The organism is Caballeronia mineralivorans PML1(12) (assembly GCF_001028175.1).
GTDB lineage: Bacteria > Pseudomonadota > Gammaproteobacteria > Burkholderiales > Burkholderiaceae > Caballeronia > Caballeronia mineralivorans.
Map to the genome: position 1 here is coordinate 19,601 of NZ_AEJF01000021.1, position 23,433 is coordinate 43,033.

27 protein-coding genes and 1 pseudogene are annotated in these 23,433 nt (G+C 60.4%); 15 read left to right on the forward strand and 13 right to left on the reverse strand.

The features are described 5' to 3' along the window. Positions 1-8: 8 nt before the first annotated feature. A complete protein-coding gene (xerD, locus tag EOS_RS03215) occupies positions 9-932 on the reverse strand; it encodes a site-specific tyrosine recombinase XerD (RefSeq protein WP_087881874.1) in 924 nt (307 codons plus the stop codon). Positions 933-955: 23 nt separating this feature from the next. Next, complete coding sequence (gene queG, locus EOS_RS03220; protein ID WP_047845166.1) at positions 956-2,200, reverse strand: tRNA epoxyqueuosine(34) reductase QueG; 1,245 nt, start codon at positions 2,198-2,200, stop codon at positions 956-958. A gap of 17 nt (positions 2,201-2,217) precedes the next feature. Here queG and tsaE point away from each other — a divergent pair, with 17 nt between their 5' ends. Next, positions 2,218-2,772, forward strand: coding sequence for a tRNA (adenosine(37)-N6)-threonylcarbamoyltransferase complex ATPase subunit type 1 TsaE (tsaE, locus tag EOS_RS03225; RefSeq protein WP_047845167.1), 555 nt, complete (start codon positions 2,218-2,220; stop codon positions 2,770-2,772). Continuing rightward, positions 2,754-4,310 (forward strand): N-acetylmuramoyl-L-alanine amidase, encoded by a 1,557-nt coding sequence (locus EOS_RS03230; protein WP_047845168.1) that lies wholly within the window; start codon positions 2,754-2,756, stop codon positions 4,308-4,310. Before tsaE ends, EOS_RS03230 begins: the two co-directional genes overlap by 19 nt. 98 nt (positions 4,311-4,408) lie before the next feature. On the opposite strand, the gene EOS_RS03235 is transcribed toward EOS_RS03230, so the two are convergent. After that, a complete protein-coding gene (locus tag EOS_RS03235) occupies positions 4,409-5,293 on the reverse strand; it encodes an EamA family transporter (protein ID WP_047845169.1) in 885 nt (294 codons plus the stop codon). Positions 5,294-5,697: 404 nt separating this feature from the next. Here EOS_RS03235 and EOS_RS03245 point away from each other — a divergent pair, with 404 nt between their 5' ends. Both EOS_RS03245 and trxA read left to right on the forward strand, forming a co-directional pair. Continuing rightward, positions 5,698-6,597 carry a pirin family protein gene (locus EOS_RS03245; RefSeq protein ID WP_047845171.1) on the forward strand — a complete coding sequence of 300 codons (900 nt, stop codon included), beginning with the start codon at positions 5,698-5,700 and terminating at the stop codon, positions 6,595-6,597. Between the two features lie 130 nt (positions 6,598-6,727). Beyond that, complete coding sequence (trxA, locus tag EOS_RS03250) at positions 6,728-7,576, forward strand: thioredoxin (protein WP_047845172.1); 849 nt, start codon at positions 6,728-6,730, stop codon at positions 7,574-7,576. 120 nt (positions 7,577-7,696) lie between these two features. On the opposite strand, the gene EOS_RS03255 is transcribed toward trxA, so the two are convergent. After that, complete coding sequence (locus EOS_RS03255; RefSeq protein WP_047845173.1) at positions 7,697-8,569, reverse strand: tRNA threonylcarbamoyladenosine dehydratase; 873 nt, start codon at positions 8,567-8,569, stop codon at positions 7,697-7,699. A gap of 341 nt (positions 8,570-8,910) precedes the next feature. On the opposite strand from EOS_RS03255, the gene pdxH reads away from it, so the two are divergent. From pdxH to EOS_RS03270, 3 genes are all read left to right on the forward strand, one after another. Then, entirely contained in the window at positions 8,911-9,567 is a 657-nt protein-coding gene (pdxH, locus tag EOS_RS03260; protein WP_047845174.1) for a pyridoxamine 5'-phosphate oxidase, read from the forward strand. A 192-nt stretch (positions 9,568-9,759) separates the two neighbouring features. Beyond that, positions 9,760-10,974: an SAM-dependent methyltransferase gene (locus EOS_RS03265; protein WP_047845175.1), complete on the forward strand. Its 1,215-nt coding sequence runs from the start codon at positions 9,760-9,762 to the stop codon at positions 10,972-10,974. Continuing rightward, the gene (locus EOS_RS03270) at positions 10,938-12,134 is read left to right on the forward strand and encodes a DUF72 domain-containing protein (RefSeq protein WP_235442690.1); all 1,197 of its coding nucleotides are present in this window, start codon (positions 10,938-10,940) and stop codon (positions 12,132-12,134) included. Before EOS_RS03265 ends, EOS_RS03270 begins: the two co-directional genes overlap by 37 nt. A gap of 56 nt (positions 12,135-12,190) precedes the next feature. On the opposite strand, the gene msrA is transcribed toward EOS_RS03270, so the two are convergent. Beyond that, positions 12,191-12,751 (reverse strand): peptide-methionine (S)-S-oxide reductase MsrA, encoded by a 561-nt coding sequence (gene msrA / locus EOS_RS03275; RefSeq protein WP_047845176.1) that lies wholly within the window; start codon positions 12,749-12,751, stop codon positions 12,191-12,193. A gap of 254 nt (positions 12,752-13,005) precedes the next feature. On the opposite strand from msrA, the gene EOS_RS03280 reads away from it, so the two are divergent. Next, complete coding sequence (locus EOS_RS03280) at positions 13,006-13,515, forward strand: flavin reductase family protein (protein ID WP_047845212.1); 510 nt, start codon at positions 13,006-13,008, stop codon at positions 13,513-13,515. A 32-nt stretch (positions 13,516-13,547) separates the two neighbouring features. On the opposite strand, the gene EOS_RS03285 is transcribed toward EOS_RS03280, so the two are convergent. Then, entirely contained in the window at positions 13,548-14,036 is a 489-nt protein-coding gene (locus EOS_RS03285) for an Lrp/AsnC family transcriptional regulator (protein WP_047845177.1), read from the reverse strand. 141 nt (positions 14,037-14,177) lie between these two features. Then, positions 14,178-14,993, reverse strand: coding sequence for an IclR family transcriptional regulator (locus EOS_RS03290; RefSeq protein ID WP_047845178.1), 816 nt, complete (start codon positions 14,991-14,993; stop codon positions 14,178-14,180). A gap of 99 nt (positions 14,994-15,092) precedes the next feature. On the opposite strand from EOS_RS03290, the gene EOS_RS03295 reads away from it, so the two are divergent. Next, complete coding sequence (locus EOS_RS03295) at positions 15,093-16,283, forward strand: acyl-CoA dehydrogenase (RefSeq protein WP_047845179.1); 1,191 nt, start codon at positions 15,093-15,095, stop codon at positions 16,281-16,283. Positions 16,284-16,382: 99 nt separating this feature from the next. On the opposite strand, the gene EOS_RS03300 is transcribed toward EOS_RS03295, so the two are convergent. Continuing rightward, positions 16,383-17,021 (reverse strand): peroxiredoxin, encoded by a 639-nt coding sequence (locus EOS_RS03300; RefSeq protein ID WP_047845180.1) that lies wholly within the window; start codon positions 17,019-17,021, stop codon positions 16,383-16,385. Positions 17,022-17,436: 415 nt separating this feature from the next. Here EOS_RS03300 and EOS_RS03305 point away from each other — a divergent pair, with 415 nt between their 5' ends. The 3 genes from EOS_RS03305 to EOS_RS03315 all read left to right on the forward strand — a co-directional run bounded on the left by EOS_RS03305 (position 17,437) and on the right by EOS_RS03315 (position 18,911). Beyond that, positions 17,437-17,739: a DUF883 family protein gene (locus EOS_RS03305; RefSeq protein ID WP_047845181.1), complete on the forward strand. Its 303-nt coding sequence runs from the start codon at positions 17,437-17,439 to the stop codon at positions 17,737-17,739. Positions 17,740-17,939: 200 nt separating this feature from the next. Next, positions 17,940-18,320 (forward strand): phage holin family protein, encoded by a 381-nt coding sequence (locus EOS_RS03310; protein ID WP_047845182.1) that lies wholly within the window; start codon positions 17,940-17,942, stop codon positions 18,318-18,320. Positions 18,321-18,416: 96 nt separating this feature from the next. Next, positions 18,417-18,911 (forward strand): DUF3318 domain-containing protein, encoded by a 495-nt coding sequence (locus EOS_RS03315; RefSeq protein ID WP_047845213.1) that lies wholly within the window; start codon positions 18,417-18,419, stop codon positions 18,909-18,911. A 22-nt stretch (positions 18,912-18,933) separates the two neighbouring features. Here the strand turns inward: EOS_RS03315 and EOS_RS03320 are convergent, their stop codons facing one another. Next, positions 18,934-19,317, reverse strand: a complete 384-nt coding sequence (locus EOS_RS03320; RefSeq protein WP_047845183.1) for a type IV pilin protein — start codon at positions 19,315-19,317, stop codon at positions 18,934-18,936. A 559-nt stretch (positions 19,318-19,876) separates the two neighbouring features. Between EOS_RS03320 and EOS_RS03325 the strand changes: the two genes are divergently transcribed. Continuing rightward, positions 19,877-20,071, forward strand: coding sequence for a helix-turn-helix transcriptional regulator (locus EOS_RS03325; RefSeq protein ID WP_047845184.1), 195 nt, complete (start codon positions 19,877-19,879; stop codon positions 20,069-20,071). A gap of 299 nt (positions 20,072-20,370) precedes the next feature. On the opposite strand, the gene EOS_RS03335 is transcribed toward EOS_RS03325, so the two are convergent. Together EOS_RS03335 and EOS_RS03340 are read right to left on the reverse strand one after the other, a co-directional pair. After that, complete coding sequence (locus tag EOS_RS03335) at positions 20,371-20,796, reverse strand: helix-turn-helix domain-containing protein (RefSeq protein ID WP_053063740.1); 426 nt, start codon at positions 20,794-20,796, stop codon at positions 20,371-20,373. Continuing rightward, on the reverse strand, positions 20,793-21,083 hold the full coding sequence (locus EOS_RS03340; RefSeq protein ID WP_047845186.1) for a type II toxin-antitoxin system HigB family toxin: 291 nt from the start codon (positions 21,081-21,083) through the stop codon (positions 20,793-20,795). The genes EOS_RS03335 and EOS_RS03340 overlap by 4 nt, the downstream gene beginning before the upstream one ends. Positions 21,084-21,305: 222 nt before the next feature. On the opposite strand from EOS_RS03340, the gene EOS_RS03345 reads away from it, so the two are divergent. Both EOS_RS03345 and EOS_RS48910 read left to right on the forward strand, forming a co-directional pair. After that, complete coding sequence (locus EOS_RS03345) at positions 21,306-21,734, forward strand: DUF3761 domain-containing protein (protein ID WP_047845187.1); 429 nt, start codon at positions 21,306-21,308, stop codon at positions 21,732-21,734. 327 nt (positions 21,735-22,061) lie between these two features. After that, positions 22,062-22,394 (forward strand): VOC family protein, encoded by a 333-nt coding sequence (locus EOS_RS48910; RefSeq protein WP_326972897.1) that lies wholly within the window; start codon positions 22,062-22,064, stop codon positions 22,392-22,394. Positions 22,395-22,706: 312 nt separating this feature from the next. Here the strand turns inward: EOS_RS48910 and EOS_RS49130 are convergent. After that, a pseudogene (locus tag EOS_RS49130) lies at positions 22,707-22,790 on the reverse strand (prepilin-type N-terminal cleavage/methylation domain-containing protein); the annotation flags it as partial. A gap of 157 nt (positions 22,791-22,947) precedes the next feature. Continuing rightward, positions 22,948-23,430 (reverse strand): transcriptional regulator NrdR, encoded by a 483-nt coding sequence (nrdR, locus tag EOS_RS03355; RefSeq protein ID WP_047845188.1) that lies wholly within the window; start codon positions 23,428-23,430, stop codon positions 22,948-22,950. Positions 23,431-23,433 lie beyond the last annotated feature (3 nt).

The following is a 23,433-nucleotide window of genomic DNA, read 5'->3' on the forward strand; positions in this document are numbered from 1 at the left end:
CTACCCCCTCAACCGCGCGGATGATGCTCCTTGTGCAGAATCCTCAAGCGCTCGCGTGCGACGTGGGTGTAGATCTGCGTCGTGGAGATATCCGTGTGGCCGAGCAGCATTTGCACCACGCGCAGATCGGCCCCGTGATTGAGCAAGTGCGTGGCAAACGCGTGGCGCAACGTATGCGGCGAGAGCGGCGCGCGCACGTCGCCGGTGAGCGCGTGGCGCTTGATGATGTTCCAGAACTGCTGACGCGTCATGCCTTCGCCGCGCGTGGTGATGAACAGCGCGTCGGCGGCGCGAGCGCCTAGCAACGCCGGTCGCGATTCGCGCAAATATCGCTCGATCCAGTCGTGCGCGATCGCACCGAACGGGATCAGCCGCTCCTTCGAACCCTTGCCCATCACGCGCACCACACCTTCGTTCAGGCCGACTTCCACGGTCTTCAACGTCACGAGCTCGGTCACACGCAGGCCGCTCGCGTACATCAGCTCGAGCATGGTCCGGTCGCGCAGACCGAGCGCGGTCTCCACATCGGGCGCGTTCAGCAACGCTTCGACCTGGGTTTCGTTCAAGGTCTTGGGAAAGCGCGGCGCCTGTTTGGCCGAGCGCAGCTTCAAGGTGGGATCGGCGGGTGCGCGATGTTCTCGCAACGCCCACCCGTAGTAGCGTCGAAACACCGATAACCGGCGATTCGCCGAGGTCGCTTTGTCCGCGCGGCGGGCGGCGAGATAGCCGTTCATGTCGGCTTCGGTAGCGGTATCGACGGTCGCGCCGCGCGTCTTCGACAACCACTCGGCGAACAAGCGCAAATCCCGCCGGTACGCTTCGAGCGAATTTTTGGCGAGACCATGCTCGAGCCAGAGCGCGTCGCAAAAGAGATCGATCGATGCGCCGCTCGACACGAGTTCCGGCGCGCGTTCTGCCTCGGTCACTTCCATTGATTTTTCCTGTGAGCGTGAGGTCATGCTTCCTGGCGCAGCGCCCATTCGACGTGCTCGCGGACCAACTCCGACGCATCCGCGGCGCGGGCGTTTAACGCGTTGTGTATTTCCAGGCGCTCGTTAGCGTCCAGCGCGGGTGAGCGCAACGCGTTGCCCATCGCCACCGCAATATTACGCAACCATCGCTCGTGTCCGATACGGCGAATCGCGCTGCCCTGCATGCGTTCATCGAAATCAAGGGCGCTCCAGCCGAACAGCGCGACGAGCGAGGCGCGATCGAGGCCGTGACGTACATCGAAATCCGCGACCGGCGCGGCCTGCGCGAATTTGTTCCACGGACACACGAGCTGGCAATCGTCGCAGCCATAGACCCGATTGCCGATCAGCGGCCGCATTTCTTCGGGAATACTGCCTTTCAACTCGATGGTCAGGTACGAAATGCACCGGCGCGCATCCACCCGATACGGCGCAACGATCGCCCCTGTCGGGCAAACATCGATACAGCGCGTGCAGCTTCCGCAATGCGAACCGTCGTGCTCAGGCGCGTGCTCGGGATGGGTCAGAGCGTCGGCGGGAAGCGGAATATCCACCAGGATCTCACCGATAAAAAACAGCGATCCGGCGTCGCGCTGCAGCAACAACGTGTGTTTTCCGCGCCAGCCGGTCCCCGCCTTTTGCGCCAGTTCGACCTCCAGAACAGGCGCTGAATCCGTGAACACGCGATACCCGTACGCGCCTATTTCGGCATCTATGCGATCGGCCAATTGCTGCAACCGGCTGCGCATGACCTTGTGATAATCACGGCCGCGCGCATAAACCGACACGACCGCCGCTGCGGGGTCGTCAATGCGCGCCCATTCGGCCGCGCGCCAGTCGCTTGCCTGACCGTCGGCTGTCGCGGCACTTTCTTGTGCCTTGCCGCTGAGTGTCGATGCCGGCAAATAGGCCATTCGAACTGTAATAACACGTCGCGTGCCGGCCACAAGCTCGGCTGGCCTTGCGCGTTTCATCGCATGTTTGGCCATATAATCCATCTCGCCGTGATAGCCTGCTTCGAGCCATGAAGCCAGGCCTTCTTCGGCTTCCGTCAAGTCGGCGTCGCTGACGCCGACTGCACCGAACCCCAGCTCGCGCCCCCACGCCTTGATGCGCAACGCGAGTTCAGCCAGCGCGGCTTCGTCGTCAATACTGAAGTGGCGCGTGTTCGCGGTGGCGTCGTCTGACGCGCTCCCGCGTTCCACAGGGTGTTCCGGCAAACGGTTCATCACGACATTTTACGAGAATGCCCGACAGCCTCACTCGATCGTTTGCAAACCTTCCCGCCGCGCTGCTCGAACGCCGCTTCGAGTTGCCCGACGAAGACGCGACGCTCGCCTTCGGTGGCCGCTTCGCGCAGGCGATTCTCAAGGTCCGTCTCGCTAAATCAGACACCTCGAACGAACGTTTTCCCGGTTTGCAGGTCCAGTTGATCGGCGACCTGGGCGCGGGCAAAACCACGCTCGTGCGTGCGACGCTTCGGGCGCTCGGTCATGCGGGCCGGGTGCGCAGTCCCACTTACACGCTCGTTGAACCCTATTCGCTTGCGACCGACACGGGTCCGCTCGAGCTCTATCACTTCGATCTTTATCGCTTTGCCGATCCAGCCGAATGGGCCGATGCCGGCTTTCGCGAATACTTCGACGCAGGCGCGATCTGCCTGGTCGAATGGCCACAACGCGCTGGCGGATTGCTGGGTGTGCCGGACCTCGAATTCACGCTGGAACAGGAAGGCGAAGGCCGCGTGCTGACAGCGCGCGCGTTTAGCGAAACAGGAAAGTCATGTCTCGAAAGCTGTTGATCAAGCCGTTTCATTCGATCGAATCGACCGCCACGGCCTCGCACAACTGGCGGCGGCGCCAAGTGCTGCGCGCGGGCGCGTCGACCATCGCGCTCGCGCTGCTCGGACCGAAGCTCGCGCATGCGAGTTCGGTGCTCGGCGTGCGCGTGTGGCCTGCTCGCGATTACACCCGGGTCACAATCGAGTCCGATCAGCCGCTGCAAAACAGCCAGCAATTGCTGCAGGGTCCGGACCGGCTGGTGGTCGACCTGAACGGACTCGACCTGGATCAGGAACTGAAGGATCTCGTCTCGAAGATCACGCCGAACGACCCGCAGATCCAGTCGGTGCGCATCGGGCAATATCAGCCTCACGTGGTGCGGATGGTGTTCGACCTGAAGGGGTCCGTAAAACCGCAGGTGTTCACGCTGACGCCGATTGGCAGCTACAAGTATCGGCTGGTCTTCGATTTGTATCCGGCCGTCGCGCCCGATCCGCTGATGGATTTGCTGGCCCAGTCCGAGCACAAGCAGCAAGCCTTCGATCAGACCAATCCCAACCCGGCCCCGCCGCCCGCCGCGTTGAGCGGCCCCGCCACGCCGCCGAAAGCGAACGTGCCGGACAACACCGACGAGTTTTTCCAGAAGTACGCGCAATCCGATCTGCCGCGCGCGCCGTCGCCGTCCGCGCCCACGGTGCCCGTCCCGCCTGTCGCGCCGCTCCCGAAGCCCCGGCCTACGGTCAAGCAGGCTCCCCCTACGGCCTTGGCGCAGCAGGACGACTCATCCGACAGCGGCACCAGCGACGACTACGGCTTTTCCAATCCGAAGAGCAACAAGTCCGGCACGACGCGCCTGCTCACCGTCGCGATCGACCCCGGCCACGGCGGCGAAGATCCGGGTGCGATTGGCAGCGGCGGAACGTACGAGAAGCACATTGCCCTCGATGTCGCGAAGAAGCTGCGCGCCAAGATCGACGCCCAGCCAAACATGCGCGCGATGATGACGCGCGACGCCGACTTCTTCGTGCCGCTCAACGTGCGTGTGCAGAAGGCGCGTCGAGTGGGTGCGGACCTGTTCGTTTCCATTCACGCGGATGCGTTCACCACGCCCTCGGCGCGCGGTTCGTCGGTATTCGCACTCTCCGATCACGGCGCTTCGAGCGCGGCTGCGCGCTGGATGGCGAACAAGGAGAACTCGTCGGATTCCATTGGCGGGATCAATGTGAAGACGCAGGATGCAAGCGTCAACCGGGCGTTGTTCGACATGTCGACGACCGCGCAGATTCGCGACTCGATGCGCTATGGCAACTTCGTGCTGAACGAGATTGGCGACATCAACAAGCTGCACAAGGGCTCGGTGGAACAAGCCGGTTTTGCGGTGTTGAAAGCGCCGGACATTCCATCGATCCTGGTGGAAACGGCGTTTATCAGTAACCCGGAAGAAGAACAACGCCTTAACGACGACGCTTATCGCGACAAGATGGCTAACGCGATCATGAAGGGCATCAAGCGGTACTTTGCGGCGAATCCGCCGCTCGCAAAGAGCCGGATGACTTGAGCCGGATGACTTGGATGACTTAAAGCCGGATAACTTAAGGGGCTTCGGTTTCGCTCCCACCAGGATGGCGCGAGCGAAACCACCCCAGGCCTATCTCCCTACCTGGCCGCCGATAAAAGCCGCTGCCTCAACCATCCGCCAAAGACATTCACAACCAGCCCCGCCATCACCAGCACCGCGCCGACGAATTCCACCGGGCTCAACCCCTCATCGAGCAGCAAGGCCGCTGAAGCCAGCCCGACGACCGGGACAAGCAACGAAAACGGTGCAACCTGACTCGCGGGATAACGCGCCAGCAGCTTCCCCCACAAGGTATAACCCAGCATCGTCGCGACAAACGCCAGATAGACGATCGCGAGAATCGAGGTGAGCGAGATATCCGACAAGCTCGCCGAGATGCGCGCCGGCCCCTCCAGCATCAGCGAGAGCGCGAGGAACGGCAGCGGCGGCACCAGGCTTCCCCACACCACGAGCGACAGCAATTCGACCTTGCCCATCCGTTTCGTTATCACGTTGCCCATACCCCACATGGCCGCCGCCGCGAGCGTGAGCAGAAACCCGGCAACGGTCATGGCGTGTCCGGCCTGCACCCCGATCACAGCAAGCCCGCAAGCCGCAATCAGCAAACCCGCGACGTTCGGGCCACGAAAGCCCTCACCGAGAATCATGGCCGCGAAAATCAGCGTAAAAAACGCCTGCGCTTGCAAGACCAGCGACGCGAGGCCCGCAGGCATGCCAACGGACATGGCGTAGAAAAGCAGTACGAACTGGCCCAGTGAGATGGTCGCGCCGTAGGCGAACAGCCAGCGAAACGGGATGGCCGGGCGCTTAACGAAGAACACCGCCGGGAAAGCGACCAGCGTGAAGCGCAACGCGCCAAGAAGCATGGGCGGCACACCGTGCAGGCCCACCTTGATCACCACGAAGTTCACGCCCCAGGCGAGAATCACAATCAGCGCGGACAACAAATCCTTGGGCGACATCGCCGTCTCCGTGAGTTTTATTTAAAGTGGGTTTTTGGATCAGACCCGAAGCTGGGACGCCCCGAAATCAGATCGAACGCAATTCGACACTGTAGCGGCCGATTTTGCAAATGCGTTGTACAAACTCACGCCATAGCCCATTCGGACAAGGCACTCCCGCTCTGCTTTTTCCAGGCACCTGCCAACCTGCTTGCTGTGGCCGTTCTGCGTCGCGGCACCACGTGCGCCCGCATCCATCGCCCGCGTCCTGCTCGGGTTGGCCGATTGTCAGCGGCCCCATGATCCGGTTGAACGGCCGGCCGATCGGGATGTGCTCGAATGGCATACCGCCCGGATAGCGCTTGCATGCTTCCACGCGACGCCCAGTAGAATTGCAGTTCCGAGCACGCAATCCGGACGTCCTTATGTCTTCCACAATTCAAGCGTTTCTCAAGCCGCATCAGCACGATGTCGGCGGCCTCATCGTGCGCCGGGTACTCCCCGCGCTGGCCGCCCGGACGATCGGACCGTTCATTTTCTTCGACCACATCGGTCCCGCAACGCTCGCGCCCGGTGTAGGGCTCGACGTGCGCCCGCATCCGCATATCGGCCTCGCGACCGTGACGTATCTGTTCGAAGGCGCGATCATGCATCGCGACAGCGTCGGCTCTGTCCAGAAGATCGCGCCCGGCGACGTGAACTGGATGACGGCCGGCGGCGGCATCGTGCATTCGGAACGCACACCGCACGAGGAACGCGCCGCCGGGCAGAACATGCACGGCATCCAGACCTGGGTCGCCTTGCCCGTAGCCGAAGAAGACTGCGCGCCGTCCTTCGAGCACCATCCGGCTGCAACGCTGCCGCAGCTCGAACGCAACGGCGTGAACCTGCGGGTGATCGCCGGCAGTGCCTTCGGCGCAACGGCACCGACCACCACGTTTTCGCCCACCCTCTATGTTGCGGCGCAGTTTTCGGCGGACAGCGCCGTGACGCTCGATACTGAGCATGACGAACGCGGGGTCTATCTGCTGGAAGGCGATCTCACCATCGACGGCGAGGCCCTGGACGCCGGCCAGATGGCCGTGCTGAAGACAGGGGTCGCAGCCGATCTGCGCAGTACGGGCGGCGCGATCGCGATGCTGCTCGGCGGCGCGCCGCTGGACGGCCCGCGCTTCATCGAGTGGAATTTCGTATCGAGTTCGAGGGAAAAAATCGAGGCGGCGAAACTTGCGTGGAACGAACAGCGCATGGGCCAGGTGCCCGGCGAGACAGAGTTCATCCCGTTGCCGCCGCCGCGCCGTCAGGCCAATACGCCCGAAGCTTAAAGCGTGAGGCTCGGGGCCGAAGGCGAGCGCTGAATCAAGCGGGCGCCTTTGAATAATGCAGCGCGGTTGAACTCGGCCGCCCCGCCCCAAGATAATTGGTCACCCGTTTACGCGTTTCTGGAGGAACACCATGGATACAACACTCGCCACGTTCGAACAGGACGTCATCGCCGCGTCCACGCTTGCGCCGGTGCTCGTCGATTTCTGGGCGCCGTGGTGCGGTCCCTGCAAGACGCTCGGCCCGATGCTCGAACGGCTCGAGGCGGAAGGCGCGGGCAAGTGGAAGCTGGTGAAGGTGAATGTGGATGAGAATCCGGAGCTGGCGCAGCACTTCCAGGTGCGCAGCATTCCGCACGTGGTCGCGTTCGCGGACGGCCGTGCCGTGGATCAATTTATCGGCGTGTTGTCGGAAGGCCAGTTGCGTGAGTTCATTGACAAGCTCGTGCCCGATGGCGCGGAAGCCGAACGGCGCGCGGCGCATGTGGCGTACGAGGCTGGCGACACCGATCTGGCCATCGGCCATATCAAGGCCACGCTGGCGCTCGATCCCGGTTACGACGAGGCCCGGCTGGACCTGATCGAGTGGCTGCTCGCGGCCGGCCGAACGGACGAAGCGCGCGCCGAAGACAAACTGCTGTCGCCGAAAACCACGCAAGGTATCGACGCCCGCTATAACGCACTAAAAACGGAGCTGGACGCCGCCGATGCGGCCGCAAGCCTGCCGCCTGCCGACGCGCTGATCGACGCCGTGAACGCCAATCCCGACGACCTGGAAGCGCGTTTTGCGCTGGCCAACCGGCTGATCGCCGGCCGCGATTACAACGGCGCGCTGGAGCATCTGTTTGCGATCGTGACGCGCGACCGCTCGTTCATGGACGATGTGGGCCGTAAAACCATGCTGTCGGTGTTCGGCCTCGCCGCGCATCAGCCGGAAGTAGTTTCGCAATGGCGTCGCAAACTGAGCGCGGCAATAAACTGACGCATAAAATAATGCCCGGCAATAAAGCCTTTCAAACCGATTAAATCGATATTGGGGAAAGGTGCTTTATAAAATGGCCGCTTGAGAGCGGCCATTTTTTACTTTGAGCAGTGTCAGTGTTTAAGCGCCTTTCGCGAGATCTCTTAAAACGTAAGCAGCAGCGGCGAATCCGAAGCTGGCCGTGACGCAGACGCTCGATCCGAATCCTGCGCAGTTAAGTCCGACCGGTCCGGTGATACCGGGCGCGGCATCCTCGCCGGTATCACCGGTATCACCGGTATCACCCATAGCGGCAACGGGTGCCTCAGGGTAAATCAGCGGCTCGTCGGAATAGACCGCGCTCACCTTGAACTTCGATTTCGGCCCGCGCGGGAACCCGTGCAGTTTGCGCAGTTGCCCGCGCACCTTCGAGAGCAGCGGGTCCTGGATCGTGAGCGCGAGGTCGTCGATGCGAATCCGCGTCGGATCGAGTTGCCCACCCGCGCCCCCAACGGTAATCAGCCGCTGTGCGTGCTCGACGCACCACGCAATTAGCGCGGTTTTCGTACGCACGCTGTCGATAGCATCGATCACGAAATCGAAGCCGCCGCCCAGCACCGACTCGAAATTCGCGGGCTCGATAAAATCTTCGACCTGCTCCACGCGACAGGCCGGATCGATCAGATGGATGCGCTCGGCCATCGCGCTGACCTTGGCTTTGCCGTAGTTACCATCTAGCGCGTGCACCTGGCGGTTCGTGTTGCTTTCGGCCACGTTGTCCAGATCGATCAGCGTCAGGCGTCCGATCGCATTGCGCGCCAGCGCTTCGACCGCCCACGAGCCCACGCCGCCAATGCCGATCACCGCGACATGCGCGCGCTCGAACGCGGCAAGCCCTGCGGGGCCGTACAAACGGGCCACGCCGCCGAAGCGCCGGGCACGGTCCGCGGCTTCAAACTCCGGCGTGGCAGGGGTAAAATTCGAAGCGTCGGCAGGGGCGGAAGAAGCGGTCATGATGAGGTAGGCGGGACACGCAAAAACAAAGCAAGAAGGGGGCAAATAAGCGGCAAACACGCGGCGAGCGACGCAGATCTGCACTGACGCGCTATCGCAACGATAGAAGCGGATGTCAGCAGGATTTCGCCGAATTGCGTATTCTGCCTTATCGAAGATTGGACGTAAGTGATTACCGTCCAATTTTTGAAAGCAAAATGAAAATAATTGGCTTGATCTCATCAAATTTTGCCGCCCGGGATCTTGATCTGAATCACTGAAGGTCAAAGGGACATTGGCGGTAAAGCGCGGAATTTGACGACGTTGGCTATACTAATGCGACTGAAGCGTTTGCATAAAAAATGACGACCCTCGCTGATCTTCGAAAGAATTATTCCGTCGGATCGCTCGACACATCCGACGTGGATCCGAATCCGATTCGGCAATTCGAAACCTGGTTTGCGCAGGCGCTCGACGCACAATTACCCGAACCGAACACCATGACACTCGCCACGGTCGACGAGCGCGGCCGCCCTTCGGCACGCATCGTGCTGATCAAGGGTGTCGACGACCGAGGCTTCGTGTTCTTCACGAACTACCTCAGCCGCAAAGGTCACGAACTCGCGAGCAACCCCGCCGCGAGTCTGCTGTTTTACTGGATCGAACTCGAGCGCCAGGTGCGTATCGAGGGCTCCGTCGTCAAGACAAGTCCGGAAGAAAGCGATGCGTATTTCGCGTCGCGCCCGCTTGGATCGCGAATAGGCGCGTGGGCGTCGGAGCAAAGTGAAGTGATCGAGAGCCGCGAAGTGCTTGAAGCCCGCGAGCGCGAATTGATTGCGAAATACGGTGACAACCCGCCGCGTCCGCCACATTGGGGCGGCTACCGGCTCGTTCCCGACACCATCGAATTCTGGCAGGGCCGACCGTCACGGTTGCATGACCGTGTCGTCTATAAACGTGCTGCACATACGCGTGGCGGTAACGGCCAGCAATGGCAAATCGTCCGTTTATCGCCTTAAGCCTTAGCAAGACTTCGACCTTCGCCGGGTTCCTGATGAACCCGCATTGACCGGACCCGCGTTAAATCGCGTCTCGTTGCGGCGTGTCCCGGCGACGAAGGAGGAAGGAGAAAGGCATCGCGAACAATGTGGAAACGTGCAGTGCAATCGACCCGGTTTAGCTTCATTTTCATCTGAGCGCGGAGAACGAGCATGTTTTGGGAGAAAAAGCTGACGCAGTGGGTGCAGGACATTCGGGACCGGGCAAACCTGCCCGCCCGGCTGGTGCTGTGGGATGGGCAGCAACATGACTTCGGAAGTTTCGCGGCGCCGCAAGTCACGCTGCATGTGAAGAGCGCGACCGCTCTGCCCTATCTGCTCGAACCGAGTCTCGACAACCTCGGTGAAGCCTATGTGAAAGGCAAGATCGACATTGAAGGCAAGCTGTCGGACATCATCAACATTAGCTACGGGCTGGCCAAGAACACGGTCACGAGCGCGGGCAAGCTGGCGCGGGTGCGACGTTACTTCAACCACACGAAAGCGTCGGACAAGAAGGCCATTCAGTACCACTACGATGTGTCGAACGAGTTCTACGAGCTGTGGCTCGACCAGAACATGGTCTACTCGTGCGCGTATTTCGAAAACGGCGATGAAGATCTTGCCACCGCGCAGATCAAGAAGATCGACCACATTCTTACGAAGATCCAGTTGCAACCGGGCCAGCGTCTGCTCGACATCGGCTGCGGCTGGGGTGCGCTCGTCTTGCGCGCAGCACAGAAATTCGGCGCCAAATGCGTGGGCGTCACGCTCTCGCAGAACCAGTTCGATCTTGCCACGAAGCGCGTGAAAGACGCCGGGCTAGAAGGCCAGATCGAAATCCGCTTGCAGGATTACCGCGACGTGCAAGGCCAGTTCGACCGGATCACGAGCGTCGGCATGTTCGAGCATGTGGGCCGGAAGAACCTGCCCGGCTACTTTGCCAAGGTGCGCGAACTGCTGGTCGACGACGGCATCGCGATGAACCACGGCATCACATCGACCGACTTCAACAGCGGCGAAACGGCGCTGGGCGGCGGCGAGTTCATCGACCGATATGTGTTCCCGGACGGTGAACTGCCGCACATCGGGCTCGCGCTCGAAGCGCTGCAGGAAGGCGGCCTGGAAGCGGTCGATGTGGAAAGCCTGCGCCGTCACTACGCCCGCACGCTCGACATCTGGGCGGAGAATTTCGAGGCGAATTCGGAGCAGGCAAAGACGCTCGTCGACGATGAAAAATTCCGCATCTGGCGCGTGTATCTCGCGGGTTGTGCATACGCGTTTGAAAATGACGATGTGTCGATTTATCAGATCGTCTGCCGCAAGGCCGGGCGCAGCGCGAAAACGCTGCCGTGGTCGCGCCGGTATATCTACGACAAAGCACTCTGAGTTCAACGCCTGATTCCGCCGCTTCCGATCAACCCGCGTCCGGTGATGAACTGGACGCGGGTGCTGAACTGCGACCGCGGCAAAAGCCCCCTTACGGCGAGGCTCCGCCTACGCAGCAGGTCGACTTGTTCGGCGCGCTAGAAGCACCGCAAGCGATAGAAACAAAACCCGCCAAAGCACCTGCGGCCCGCACAAAAACACCCGGCGGCGTTCTGCCCGCACTCGCCGCACCCGAACTTCAGGCGCTCGCCGAACGTCTTCCCTCGACCGTTCATCTCGGGACATCGACGTGGTCGTTTCCCGGCTGGCGTGACATTGTCTACGGCGACGAGTACTCCTCCGCCAAGCTTTCCCGCGATGGCCTCAAAGCACTCGGCGCGCATCCGTTGTTGCGCTGCGTCTCGATAGACCGTTCGTTCTACGGGCCGTTATCGGTGGCTGACTATGCGCGCTATGCCAACCAGGTGCCGGCGCATTTCCGGTTCATCGTCAAAGCGCCGGCCTCCGTCACCGATGCCACCGTCCGCGGCGACAAAGGCGCTCCCGCGGGCGACAACCCCGCGTTCCTCGACGCGCGCATTGCCATCGATGAATTCGTGCAGCCGTGCATGGCCGGCCTGGGCGAAAAAGCCGGCGCGCTCGTGTTCCAGATTCCGCCGTTGCCGGACGCAATGGTCGTCGATCCGACCGCGTTCCTCGATCGCCTCTCCGAGTTCCTGAAAGCCTTGCCGCTGCTGCCGGGCGAGAGCTGCTACGCCGTCGAATTACGCGATGCCATCATGCTGACGCCACGTTTCATCCGCGTGCTGCGCGACGCGAAGGTCCGCTATTGCGTCGGAATCCACGCACGCATGCCCGACCCGCGGCGTCAGGCAAAGGCGCTCGCGCTACTCGACGAAGGTGGGCTCGGGCCGCTGATCGTGCGCTGGAGCCTGCATGGCGGCTTCAAATACGAGCAGGCAAAAGCGAAGTACGAGCCGTTCGATAAACTCGTCGATGACGACCCGGATACACACGAAGCACTCGCCGAACTCGCCTTGCGCTACGCGCTTGCGGGGCAACCGGTGGTGATCGCGGTCAACAACAAGGCAGAGGGCTCGGCGCCGCTGACGTGCTTCAAGATCGCGCGAAACATGGCTGCATTGCTGCCCCAGGAATAAAAAAACGGGCTTCGATTCCGCGAGGCCCGTCTTGCTCTACGTCCCATCGAAAACACTCAGCGTTTCAGCCGATGAGCGAACTTCTGCCTGAACTTCGCCACCTTCGGCGCGACCACAAACGCGCAATATCCCTGGTTCGGATGCTGCTCGAAGTAGTTCTGGTGATAGTCCTCGGCCGGAAAATAATTGCCGTTCAACGGCGTGACTTCGGTGACGATCTTGCCGTCGAAAATGCCTTCTTTCTGCAGTTCATCGATCACTTCCAGCGCGATCTTCCGTTGCTCGTCGGAATGCGTGAAGACGGACGACCGGTATTGCGTTCCGACGTCATTGCCTTGCCGGTTGAGCTGCGTTGGGTCGTGCGTGGCGAAGAAAATCTCCAGCACTTCTCGATACCCGATCACCGACGGATCGAATTCCACCTTGATGACTTCGGCATGCCCGGTCGTGCCGTCGCACACTTGTTCGTACGATGGATCCTTCACCTTGCCGCCGGCGTAGCCCGATTCCACCGACAACACCCCTTCCACGCCAAGAAACACGGCTTCGGTACACCAAAAACATCCACCGCCAATGGTGGCGGTTTCGCGCTTTGCCTGCTCGTCACGTTGCGTCATGCTGGCTCCTGGTTCGTGTTCCGCGAGAGCAATGAGATGCGGCGGAACCCCTGTGAATCAACCCTTCCAGCTTACTGGTTTTCGTGTGTCCGCGTTGCCTGTACGGCCTTTAGCACAGTGGCGAACAAACCGATTCCGCTAGAATCGCAACAATCGCCAATCCTCCGATGACTTCGAAAACTTCATTCGGCTTATTAATTCCCATTGTTCGCCGCCTGGATTTCGCCGATACCGTCGAACCTGAACCCATCCCGATGAAACGCGCTAATCCACCGAATTTCGACGTCGCTGCATTCCGCGACGCGCTCAGCCAGTTTGCCACCGGCGTCACCGTCATCACCACGCGCGCCGAATCCGGCCAGTTGATCGGCATTACCGCCAGTTCGTTCAACTCCGTTTCACTCGATCCGCCGCTCGTGTTGTGGAGCCTTGCGACCAAATCCGCATCGATGCCGGTATTCCAGGCCAATAGCCACTACGTGGTCAACGTGCTCGCGGCGACGCAAGTCGATCTTTGCAAGCGTTTCGCCACAGTCAAGGGCGACCGTTTTGCCGGTGTGTCACACGCAGCGAGCGACACCGGCATGCCCGTGCTCGACGGCGCACTCGCGTGGTTCGAATGCCACAACCGCAGCCGCTATCAGGAAGGCGATCACGTGATCTTCGTGGGTCAGGTGGAGCGATGCGGCGTGCACGAGGACGCAGCGCAGATCGCCCCGCTCGTGTTTCAGGCGGGGCAATTTCATACGCTTGGATCGCTGTAAAGGACTTGACTGCGCGTTCGGGTTGAGACGACTCAGCCCGTTCGGTCGATCAAGGCGACCGGCACGCCCGCTTCGTCCTTCATGGTTTGAAGCACGATGTTCGAGCGGATGTCGATGACACCCGGCGCCTTGTACAGCTTGCTCAGGATGAAGTCAGAGTAGTGCTTGAGATTGTGTGCGAGCACGCGCAGCACGTAGTGGGTGTCGCCAGTCACAACGAATGCGCCCACGACTTCCGGCCATTCACGCACGGCTGCCGCGAATTTCTCGTGCCAGTTTTCCTGGTCGTTGCGCATCGACACATGGACGAACGCCTCCAGCTCGACGCCAAGCCGCTCCCGGTCCAGGCATGCGCGATAGCTTGCGATCACCCCTTCTTCCTCGAGCAGCCGCATGCGGCGCAGACAGGCTGACGGCGAGAGCGAAATCCGCTCCGCCAGATCGAGGTTGCTGATACGTCCATCCTCTTGCAGCACCGACAAAATACGGCAATCCGTTGCGTCCAGCGAGAACCCGGTCATTTTTTAGTCTCCCTGCGGCTGTTTCATCGAATTATGTTCTAAGAGCCACTGTTTTGGGATGTTATTTCTAAATCACGTTTTGATGGTTTTCGACCCGATTTAATTAGTGAGGGCTCAGATTCGCGCTTAATCGGGGCTGCTTTACGCCAATCGCGCCGCCAGCGCCCGTAGCTTTGGCCCGACGATGTTGCGAAAATAGCTCTCGTCCATCGACGATGCCGGCCCGCTGCTGCTCAATACCAGCCATCGCCCGTTGCGGACATCGCGCAAGGGCGCGGCGATCGCGTTCACGTCGGCGTGCCAGTCGCGAAACGAATAACAACAGCCATCGCGCGCGTAATCGTCGATTGCCTCCTGCGCCGCTTTCACCAGGCGCGCGCCGTCTTCGCCATTTTTCACCGCCGCCGCGCCGAGTTCTTCGAGCAACGCCGCGCGCTGCTCCGGCTCCTGAACCGCCAGGTACGCGCGCCCCATCGAACTGGTCAGCATGGAAAGCCGCGAACCAGGAGCAAGGCCCAGCGTCAGCGCCGTCTCGCTGCGAATGGTTTCCAGATAGATCATGTCGAGCCCGTCGCGGCATCCCAGCGACACCGCTGCCCCGATTTCCCGCGCCAGCACCCGCATGTGCGGGCGCGCGAGCTCCAGCGCATCGGCCCCGGCGAGCAACGCGAAGCCCAGCGACAACACGCCCGTATCGAGCGCGTATTTGCCAGCCGGTTCGTCAAAACGCAGATAGCCGAGCGTGGTCAGCGTGTAGGCAAGACGGTTGACCGTGGCTTTGGGCAGACCGGTTCTATCGACGAAATCGCGATTGCCCAGCAAGGTCTCGCCTGGACGAAACGCCCGCAGCAATTCCAGGCCGCGGGCGAGCGCGACAACAAACTTGCGCTCATCGATTTCTTCTAAAGAATCGGACGGCTTCGGCGACTCGGAATTCCGGATGGAAGTTATTGGCATCGGATGCTAGACTCGGTGTTCATTTGCAAAACATTGTTCCGCTTAGCGGAACATCAGTCAAGTCCGAACATCAGGAATCGAGGAAACAGGAGAAACAACATGGCCGATGACGCCCGCTTCAGTTGGGAAGATCCGTTGCTGCTCGACCAGCAACTCAGCAACGAAGAACGCATGATCCGCGACGCCGCGCACGCTTACGCGCAGGACAAGCTGCAGCCGCGCGTGCTCGACGCGTTCCGTAACGAACACACGGACGTGGCGATCTTCCGTGAAATGGGTGAACTCGGCCTGCTCGGTCCGACCATTCCCGAACAGTACGGCGGCCCCGGTCTCAACTACGTCAGCTATGGCCTGATCGCGCGCGAGGTCGAGCGCGTGGATTCGGGCTACCGGTCGATGATGTCGGTGCAGTCGTCGCTCGTGATGGTGCCGATCAACGCATTCGGCACCGAGGCGCAAAAGCAAAAGTACCTGCCGAAACTGGCGACCGGCGAGTGGATCGGCTGCTTCGGGCTCACCGAACCGAACGCCGGCTCCGATCCGGCCAGCATGACGACGCGCGCCAAAAAGGTGGACGGCGGTTTTTCGATCTCCGGCCAGAAGATGTGGATCTCGAATTCGCCTATCGCCGATGTGTTTGTGGTGTGGGCGAAGCTGGAAGAAGACGGTCGCGATCTGATTCGCGGCTTCATCCTGGAGAAAGGCTGGAAGGGCCTGAGCGCGCCCGCGATCCACGGCAAGGTCGGCTTGCGGGCATCGATTACCGGCGAGATCGTGATGGACGAGGTTTTCGTGCCCGAAGAAAACCTGATGCCGAACGTGAGCGGTCTCAAAGGCCCGTTCACTTGCCTGAATTCGGCGCGTTACGGCATTGCCTGGGGCGCGCTCGGCGCGGCGGAAGCCTGCTGGCATATGGCGCGGCAATACACGCTGGATCGCAAGCAGTTCGGCCGGCCCCTTGCCGCTAACCAGTTGATTCAAAAGAAACTCGCCGACATGCAGACGGAAATCACGCTTGGGCTGCAAGGTGTTCTGCGTCTGGGCCGTATGAAGGACGAAGGCACGGCGGCCGTCGAAATCACGTCGATCATGAAACGCAATTCGTGCGGCAAGGCGCTGGATATCGCGCGGCTGGCGCGTGACATGCTCGGCGGCAACGGCATTTCAGACGAATTCGGCGTGGCTCGGCATCTGGTGAATCTGGAAGTGGTGAATACGTATGAAGGCACGCACGACATCCACGCGTTGATTCTCGGACGCGCGCAGACGGGCATTCAGGCGTTTTTCTGAGCGTGGTTTGTTGGTCTTTGGGTTGTTCGTCTTGTCAGACTGCAAACAAAAAGCCAACGCGTTTCAGGCGTTGGCTTTTTGTCTTCTGAGAGCAAAAGCTTACTTGTTCGGTTGAGGCGTCAAACGCAGATACGGGCGTACGGCCTTGTAGCCCTTCGGGAATTTGCGCTTGATCTCCTCCTCGTCCTTCAGCGACGGCACGATCACGACATCGTCACCCTGCTTCCAGTTACCCGGCGTCGCGACCTGATGGCTGTCGGTCAGTTGCAGCGAATCGATCACGCGCAGGATTTCATCGAAGTTTCGACCCGTGCTCGCCGGATACGTAATGGTCAGGCGGACCTTCTTTTGCGCATCGATGACAAAAAGCGAACGCACCGTCAACGTGGCATTCGCGTTCGGATGAATCATGTCGTAGAGCTCGGACACTTTGCGGTCGCCGTCGGCCAGAATCGGAAAACCGACATTCGCCGCCTGCGTTTCGTTGATGTCCTTGATCCACTCCTTGTGCGACTCCACGTTATCGACCGACAACGCAATCGCCTTCACATTGCGCTTCTCGAACTCGCTTGCCAGCTTCGCGGTCAGGCCCAATTCCGTGGTGCAGACCGGCGTGAAGTCCGCCGGATGGGAAAACAGCACGCCCCAACTGTCGCCAAGCCATTGGTGAAACTTGATACGGCCGACGCTGGAATCCTGTTCGAAATCGGGTGCTGTGTCGCCTAAACGCAAGCTCATGATGTGTGTCCTCGAAGTGATGCACCGCGTTTTTCGTCACACGGTGCAGGGGTGTTGCAGCTCCTGTATCCGCCAGGCCGTTCAATTCATGCCACCAAGCCCTGGGGCGCCAAAAATTAAAGCATAAGGGACTAGACCCGCACAACGAACGAACATTCCGTCACATCGTCATGCACTTTTGTAATTTTTCAGCTTTAGGCAGAAACTTCGTGGGCCGGCGTGCCTTCGCTGAATGCGCCGTTGTACTCCGTGCGTTTCATCGGCCGCTCGCCAAGCCGGCTCGGCACGTTTGCAGCCGTGCATTCGCGACGGCAGGAACAAAAACTGCAGGCTTTGATCTCGGGGCCGGATGGACGCCAATTAGCGACCGCTTCTTTGGTACGATTGGCGTAGCCTCACCCGTGTGGAGCCATCAATGTCAGAAATCAATAAGGAGCGATTCATGTCGGATATCAAAACCGTTCTCGCAGACGCCGAAGACCTGTTGAAACAGGCCGCAAGCGCCACTGGCGAGCGTGCATCCGAGTTGCGCGAGACCGCTCTGACCCGCTTGAAACAAGCGAAGGAGAAGGCTGCCGACGCACAAGTCGTGGTGATCGAAAAAGGCAAAAAAGCCGCGCGTGCCACCGACGACTTCGTGCACGAACGCCCATGGGCATCGATCGGGATTGCCGCAGGTCTAGGGGTCGTTGTCGGCTTGTTGATCAATCGCCGTTAATCCTCGCCAGTCCCGGGCGCCGGGTTTGCTGAGTGGGTGCCGCGCTGTTGCATGCGGCACCCGCCGGTGAAACCCCCGAGCGCCTGGAGCCGCCGGAGTTTTCCTGTCCGGCGCTTAAGCTTAAAAGACCGGCCGGGGCGGCTACGCGACCCGGCCGGAAACCATCGCGCCAAAAATAACGCGCTCCTCGCGCTCAAGCCATGACGAAAGAAAGGCAATCTCAGCACGATACGCAAGGGCCGTTGCGCCGCATTGTCAGTTCCGTGTTCGCCATCTTCGAGACGCGTCTGGAACTGATCGGCATCGAACTCGCGGAGGAAAAGGAGCGGCTGATCGGCGTGCTCTTCTTAGGCCTTGCGGCAATGATGCTCACCATGATGGCGCTGATCACGCTCACGGTGCTGATCGCAATCGCGTTCTGGGATACGTACCGGTGGCAATCGCTCGCGGCGATCACGCTCGCGTATGTGCTGGTCGCCGTGCTGTGCGCCATTCGCGCGCGTGCCGGACTGGCCAACGCGCCCAATGTCTTCGACAGCACGCTCGCCGAATTCAAGAAGGACCGCGACACGTTCAACTGACGCGACTGATGCGCGCTGCGGGCTCGCTTCGTGACGATGCCCGTGCAGTTCGACACAACCGTATTCATCGACGACTTTCCAAGAGCCCGCCACGCCATGAGTCACTACGACGACACCTTCAAAGCTCAGAAGCGAGCGACCGCGCACAAGCTGAGCACGCCCCACATGCGCGCGTTGCGCAAGGAACTGCTGATCGCGCGGGCGGATGTCGAGCGCATGGAACTCGCGCAGGCCAGCGCCGATCTGCGCTACAAGGTCTCGCATTTCAGCGTCCTGAATTTGCTGATGCCGGGGCGTCGCAAGCGCGGCCGGGCATCGGGTGGCAGCGGGTTCATGAGCGGGCTGAGCGGCGTGTTCAATAGCGCCAGCGGACTGGGCCTGCTGCTCAAGCAATACCCTGTTGTCAGCTCCCTCGCTTCGCTCGTGCTCGCCAAGCCCGTGCGCTCGCGCCTGCTCGCGAGCGCGAAACCCCTGCTCAAGTGGGGCGGTCTGGGCTTGCTGGGCTGGGAGGCGTATCGCGTGTGGCAACAGATGAAGTCGAGTCCGGACAAATCGTCGTCAGCCGACGTTGCGCTCGATCCGGATATCTGACTGGTTAGTTCGTGGCGTTTGGTCATTTGCCGCTCCAGCACGCCGCCACTTTTGGCGGCGTGAATTTCTCCGGCTTTTCCACCAGTCGATTCGACCTGACGCCAGTTGCGCCCAGAGAAAAAATGCCGCACGCGTCCGCGGCGTCGGCCGGCTCCACTTCGATCGAATACCCGCCGTTCTGCTCCGATTCGCCGAGCATCCGCAACACGTAAATTGCTGTACCCAACGCGGGCGCCTGGTCGAAACCGCTGTGCAGCCTGAAGACCGCGTCATCGCTCGACGCCGTTCGCGCGTTTTCCGCATATTGAGCGGCGCGATAAAGCGCTGTCACCGCGTCCAGCCTATGCCGCTTCGCCACCTGTTGCGGATAAACCGGCATCGCGAACGTCGCGATAATCGCCGCCATACCGTTGCTCCGCACGCGCCTTGCGTTAGCCGGGCCCGGCTGCCGGCAGCCCGCCGGACACGACGGCGTCCACGTACGCCAAGCGACGTCAACGTGCTCTCGCGTGCACTGAAGTCGAAGCTGCGAAATGCAGGGGAACGGAATTGTTGAGACCGGCCATCCAGCCTAATCAGTGGCTTGCTGACGAATTCGGCAATGCGCCAGACGACGCGGATCCGAATTCGTGAGATTTGCCGGATTTGCGACGCGATTTAGTTGGATCGGCCGGATGCTCAGATTGGCCCGTCTTGTGCCGGTTGCGAAAGGCTGCGTGCGGGGCCAGTTGCGGCCGTTCGCCAACACTCTCAGGTGAACATTCGAACGTCGACTATGCTCAGGTGCTGGTCATTGAGGTGCAGGCTCGGTATGGCAGGTCGTCCGCTTAAGTGGTCCGTCAATCCGGCACCCCGCCAGGCGCCATGCTGCCAGAAGGCGTTGTTAACCGAGAGAGGGTGATAGAAAGCTCCAATGGCAGAATCGAGCAAGCGTGGCTAGGTATGCCGTCCAACGATGGGCGACCATGACGGAAATCCGCACGATCCAGACCATGCAAACTGACGCTGTTGCTCCGGCCGCCTACGCAAGGCGATTCGACGCTGTTCTCGCCTACATCGATGCCAACCTCGATGGCGATCTGTCTGTGGACGTACTGAGCCGCATCGCGCATTTCTCGAAGTTCCATTTTTCGACGCCACCGTCCCAAGGATCAAAGTAGGGAATGGCGGCATCGGGTAACTCCAAGCGCAGTTCCTCTACAAAGGCGGTGAGCGGCGCAACGTGCGGCTCGTATAGTTGCAGCAAGCGCGCGGCCTTTGCGTCAGGATCGCGAAGCAGCTTGGCTTCGTCGATTTGTTCTGTGCCCGCTTCCGTTTCCCCAGTCCCGGAGCGTCGCCATTCAATGCAACGCTCACGATGTCGATGTAATCGGCTGGCCTTTCATCCGGCCGAGCCATCCTGTGTGCGCGATCTTCTGCGCTACGGCCTTTGCGACGTCGTTATCCCGAATTCGGCGCTTCATAGGAAAAGATCCGCGTGCACGTGAAAACGCTTGGCGAGACCCTTAGCGATCTCTTTGCTGATGGGGCGCGTGCCGTTGAGGATCTCGGAGATCCGGTTCTGAGGCGCCACGTCTGCGAGATCTCCTTGCTTGAGGTCATGCTGATCCATCAGGAACCGCAGCACTTCACGTGGCTCGGATTCAGGGATCTGCACGTGCTCGTACTCATATGCTTTCGCCTGAGTAGAGATGAGGTCGAGCACCTCGGCGAGGGGATGAGCTTCGTCGTCGCCAACTTCATCCAGCAGCTCGTCGATCAGCGCCATTGCTTTTACATAGTCCGCCTCGGTGCGCACGGACGTTACTCCGATCAGTTTCTTAAACGGCGCCCACGCTTGCAGGATGGCTTTCGGCGCGGGGAGACGTTCGGCTGTGTCAATCATTGCTTTCTCCATTTACCGGTGTCGTACTCGGCATGGGTCAAAACGTGCCGTACGTACACCTTGTGGACGTTGTAGTGGATCGCGGTAATCAGTCGATACTTGTTGCCGCCGATATCAAAGACCGTATGCGGCTTCACATAGTCAGCAGCTCCGAACGTCGCCTTCACGTCATTGAAGTCGACGAAATCCTTGTTTTGCATGACTCTGAGCCAAGCCTGTAGCGGCGACTTCGCGTCCGGGTGCTTCGTCCAGAACGCTATGAGCGGTGGCTTCGAAATTATGTGCATGGCTGGTAGTATATCCCAAAATGGGATAATTGCAAAGCCGTACTCAGCAAGGAGTTCAGACCCGGAAATAGGTGTGCGGCTGGTTTGACTTTGCAAAAATTGACAATACTGTGAGCCTGAACAGGTCAGCGGGATGCGCGAGCATTGCGTTATATCGGTCAGTGCCCTGCACTCGCATGACACTGACCGACACCACGTCGCCTCCCACCTACAGGATCAGCAATGAAAACTCCCTTTCTTTCCATGGCAGTGGCGGCCTGCTTGCTCGCTGCAACTTCTGGCTACGCGCAGGTCCCGGCTAGCGCGCCAGCTGGGTCAACGGGCCTATGTAAGGACGGCACGTTCTATTCGGGCGCTTCAAAGAAGGGCGCGTGCGCTGGTCATAAAGGCGTCAAGACCTGGTACGGCGCATCGGGCGCTGCCAGCGCTCCCGTAGCGGCTGCCTCTGCCGTCGCGCCGACCGTCGCCAGCAGCGCCAAACCGACGGCAGCCGGCGGCGGCCTCGGGCAGGTATGGGTCAACACAAGCACCAAGGTCTACCATTGCTCGGGAGACAAGTACTACGGCAAGACGAAGAATGGCGCATACATGACTGAGGCAAATGCAAAAGCAAAGGGTTTCCACGCCGATCACGGGAAAACCTGCCAGTAAATATCACTAGGGAAACGGCGCACGTCCGGGTCATACACGCGGCCGTGCGCGCTTATACAATGGGATGACAACGGCCTGCAAAGTCGCTTTGGACAGTCGGTCCATCGGCTGACATGGATGCGAACGCGATCGGCCGCGACAGGCAGAATCCGGCCAACACAACCGGCCATTCGACAAGGCGACGAGATTTGTCGACCATTTTCGGTTGACGTATTCTCGCAGGTCAGATGTTCGGACGCCTTTAACCACCGATCGCGATAACACCACCTGATGCAAGCACAACTCAGAATTGCCAGACCTGTCAGCGATCTTCCCCGGCTAGAGAGCATGTATTGCGTAGCCCTAAACCTGGTCGTGCTGGCACGATTTCAAGATCACCAGGGCTTTGATGGGGTGATGCTCGGACGTTCCGGAATGGACTATCACTTCGAGTTCACCCAGTGTCGCGAACACCCGGTATCGCCGACTCCGACGCCCGAGGATTTGCTGGTGTTTTACGTTCCGGACCAAGACGCTTGGCAGTTGACGTGTGAGCGCCTTATCGAGAACGGATTCGTTTGCGTGACGTCGTTCAATCCCTATTGGGACGTATCGGGTCGAACATTCGAGGATCTCGATGGGTACCGAATCGTTTTGCAAAATGCGCCTTGGTCCTCCTGACGAGGCGTAGGGTATTCGGAGGCCGGCCTGATGTTTTGCTCCACGCAGCTTGACCAGGGAAAGACGAATTTCGGCCACTTTCGGCCGTTCGACGGGACCACGAAAATCCGCAACAATCTCGAAACCAGTTGTGATTGCGCAGGGCTTGCCCGCCGTCAGACACGCACGCGCGGCATCGATCCGGCACAAGGTCACGCGTGCGCCACGCCCGATCGCTTGCGAGCGCGCCGGCATGAGCGTGAACATCATCGTGCGCGCCCGCGCATCGATCTGATCGCGTTTATGCCACACGACAAACGAAGGCGTGGAGAAGGTCGCCACGATCGCGATCACTGCAAGCACGACGGCGAGCTCGATCAGCGTGAAGCCTGACAAACATCGTAAATTCATCTGCATCCCTCATCGATCGAGCCAGGCGAGCACTCAATCTAAAGAGAATTTTCGATCTCCGCCATTAGCCGATCGGTCGAGTATCGGACGTGCGAAAGCCTCGACATACTGTCGAAACGATCACGAAGTTCAAGCGAGAAAAGACGGGAAAATGCAGAAACGCTCAGCGTTTGCGGGGACTGGATTTGCGCGGCGCGGCGCGCCGGAATTCCTCGAGCACGTCTTCGAATTCGGACACGTCTTCAAAGCGTTTGTAGACCGAAGCAAAACGCACGTAGGCAATGGTGTCGAGTTGGCGCAACTCGTTCATCACAAGCTCGCCCAGACGGTCGCTGCGAACTTCGCGCTCGCCGCTGCCAAGCAACTGATATTCGATGCGCGCAACGGCGGCATCAATAGCGTCGGCGGCAACAGGGCGCTTGCGCAGCGCCAGTTGCATGCTCGCCACAATCTTCGCGCGATCGAACTCGGTGCGGCTGCCGTCCTTCTTTACGACCGATGGCAACGCCAGTTCCACCCGCTCATACGTGGTGAAACGCTTATCGCACGCGGGGCAACGCCGCCGCCGGCGAATCGCCGCCCCATCTTCCGACACGCGCGAATCCGCCACTTGCGTGTCCTCGTGACGGCAGAAGGGGCAGCGCATGGC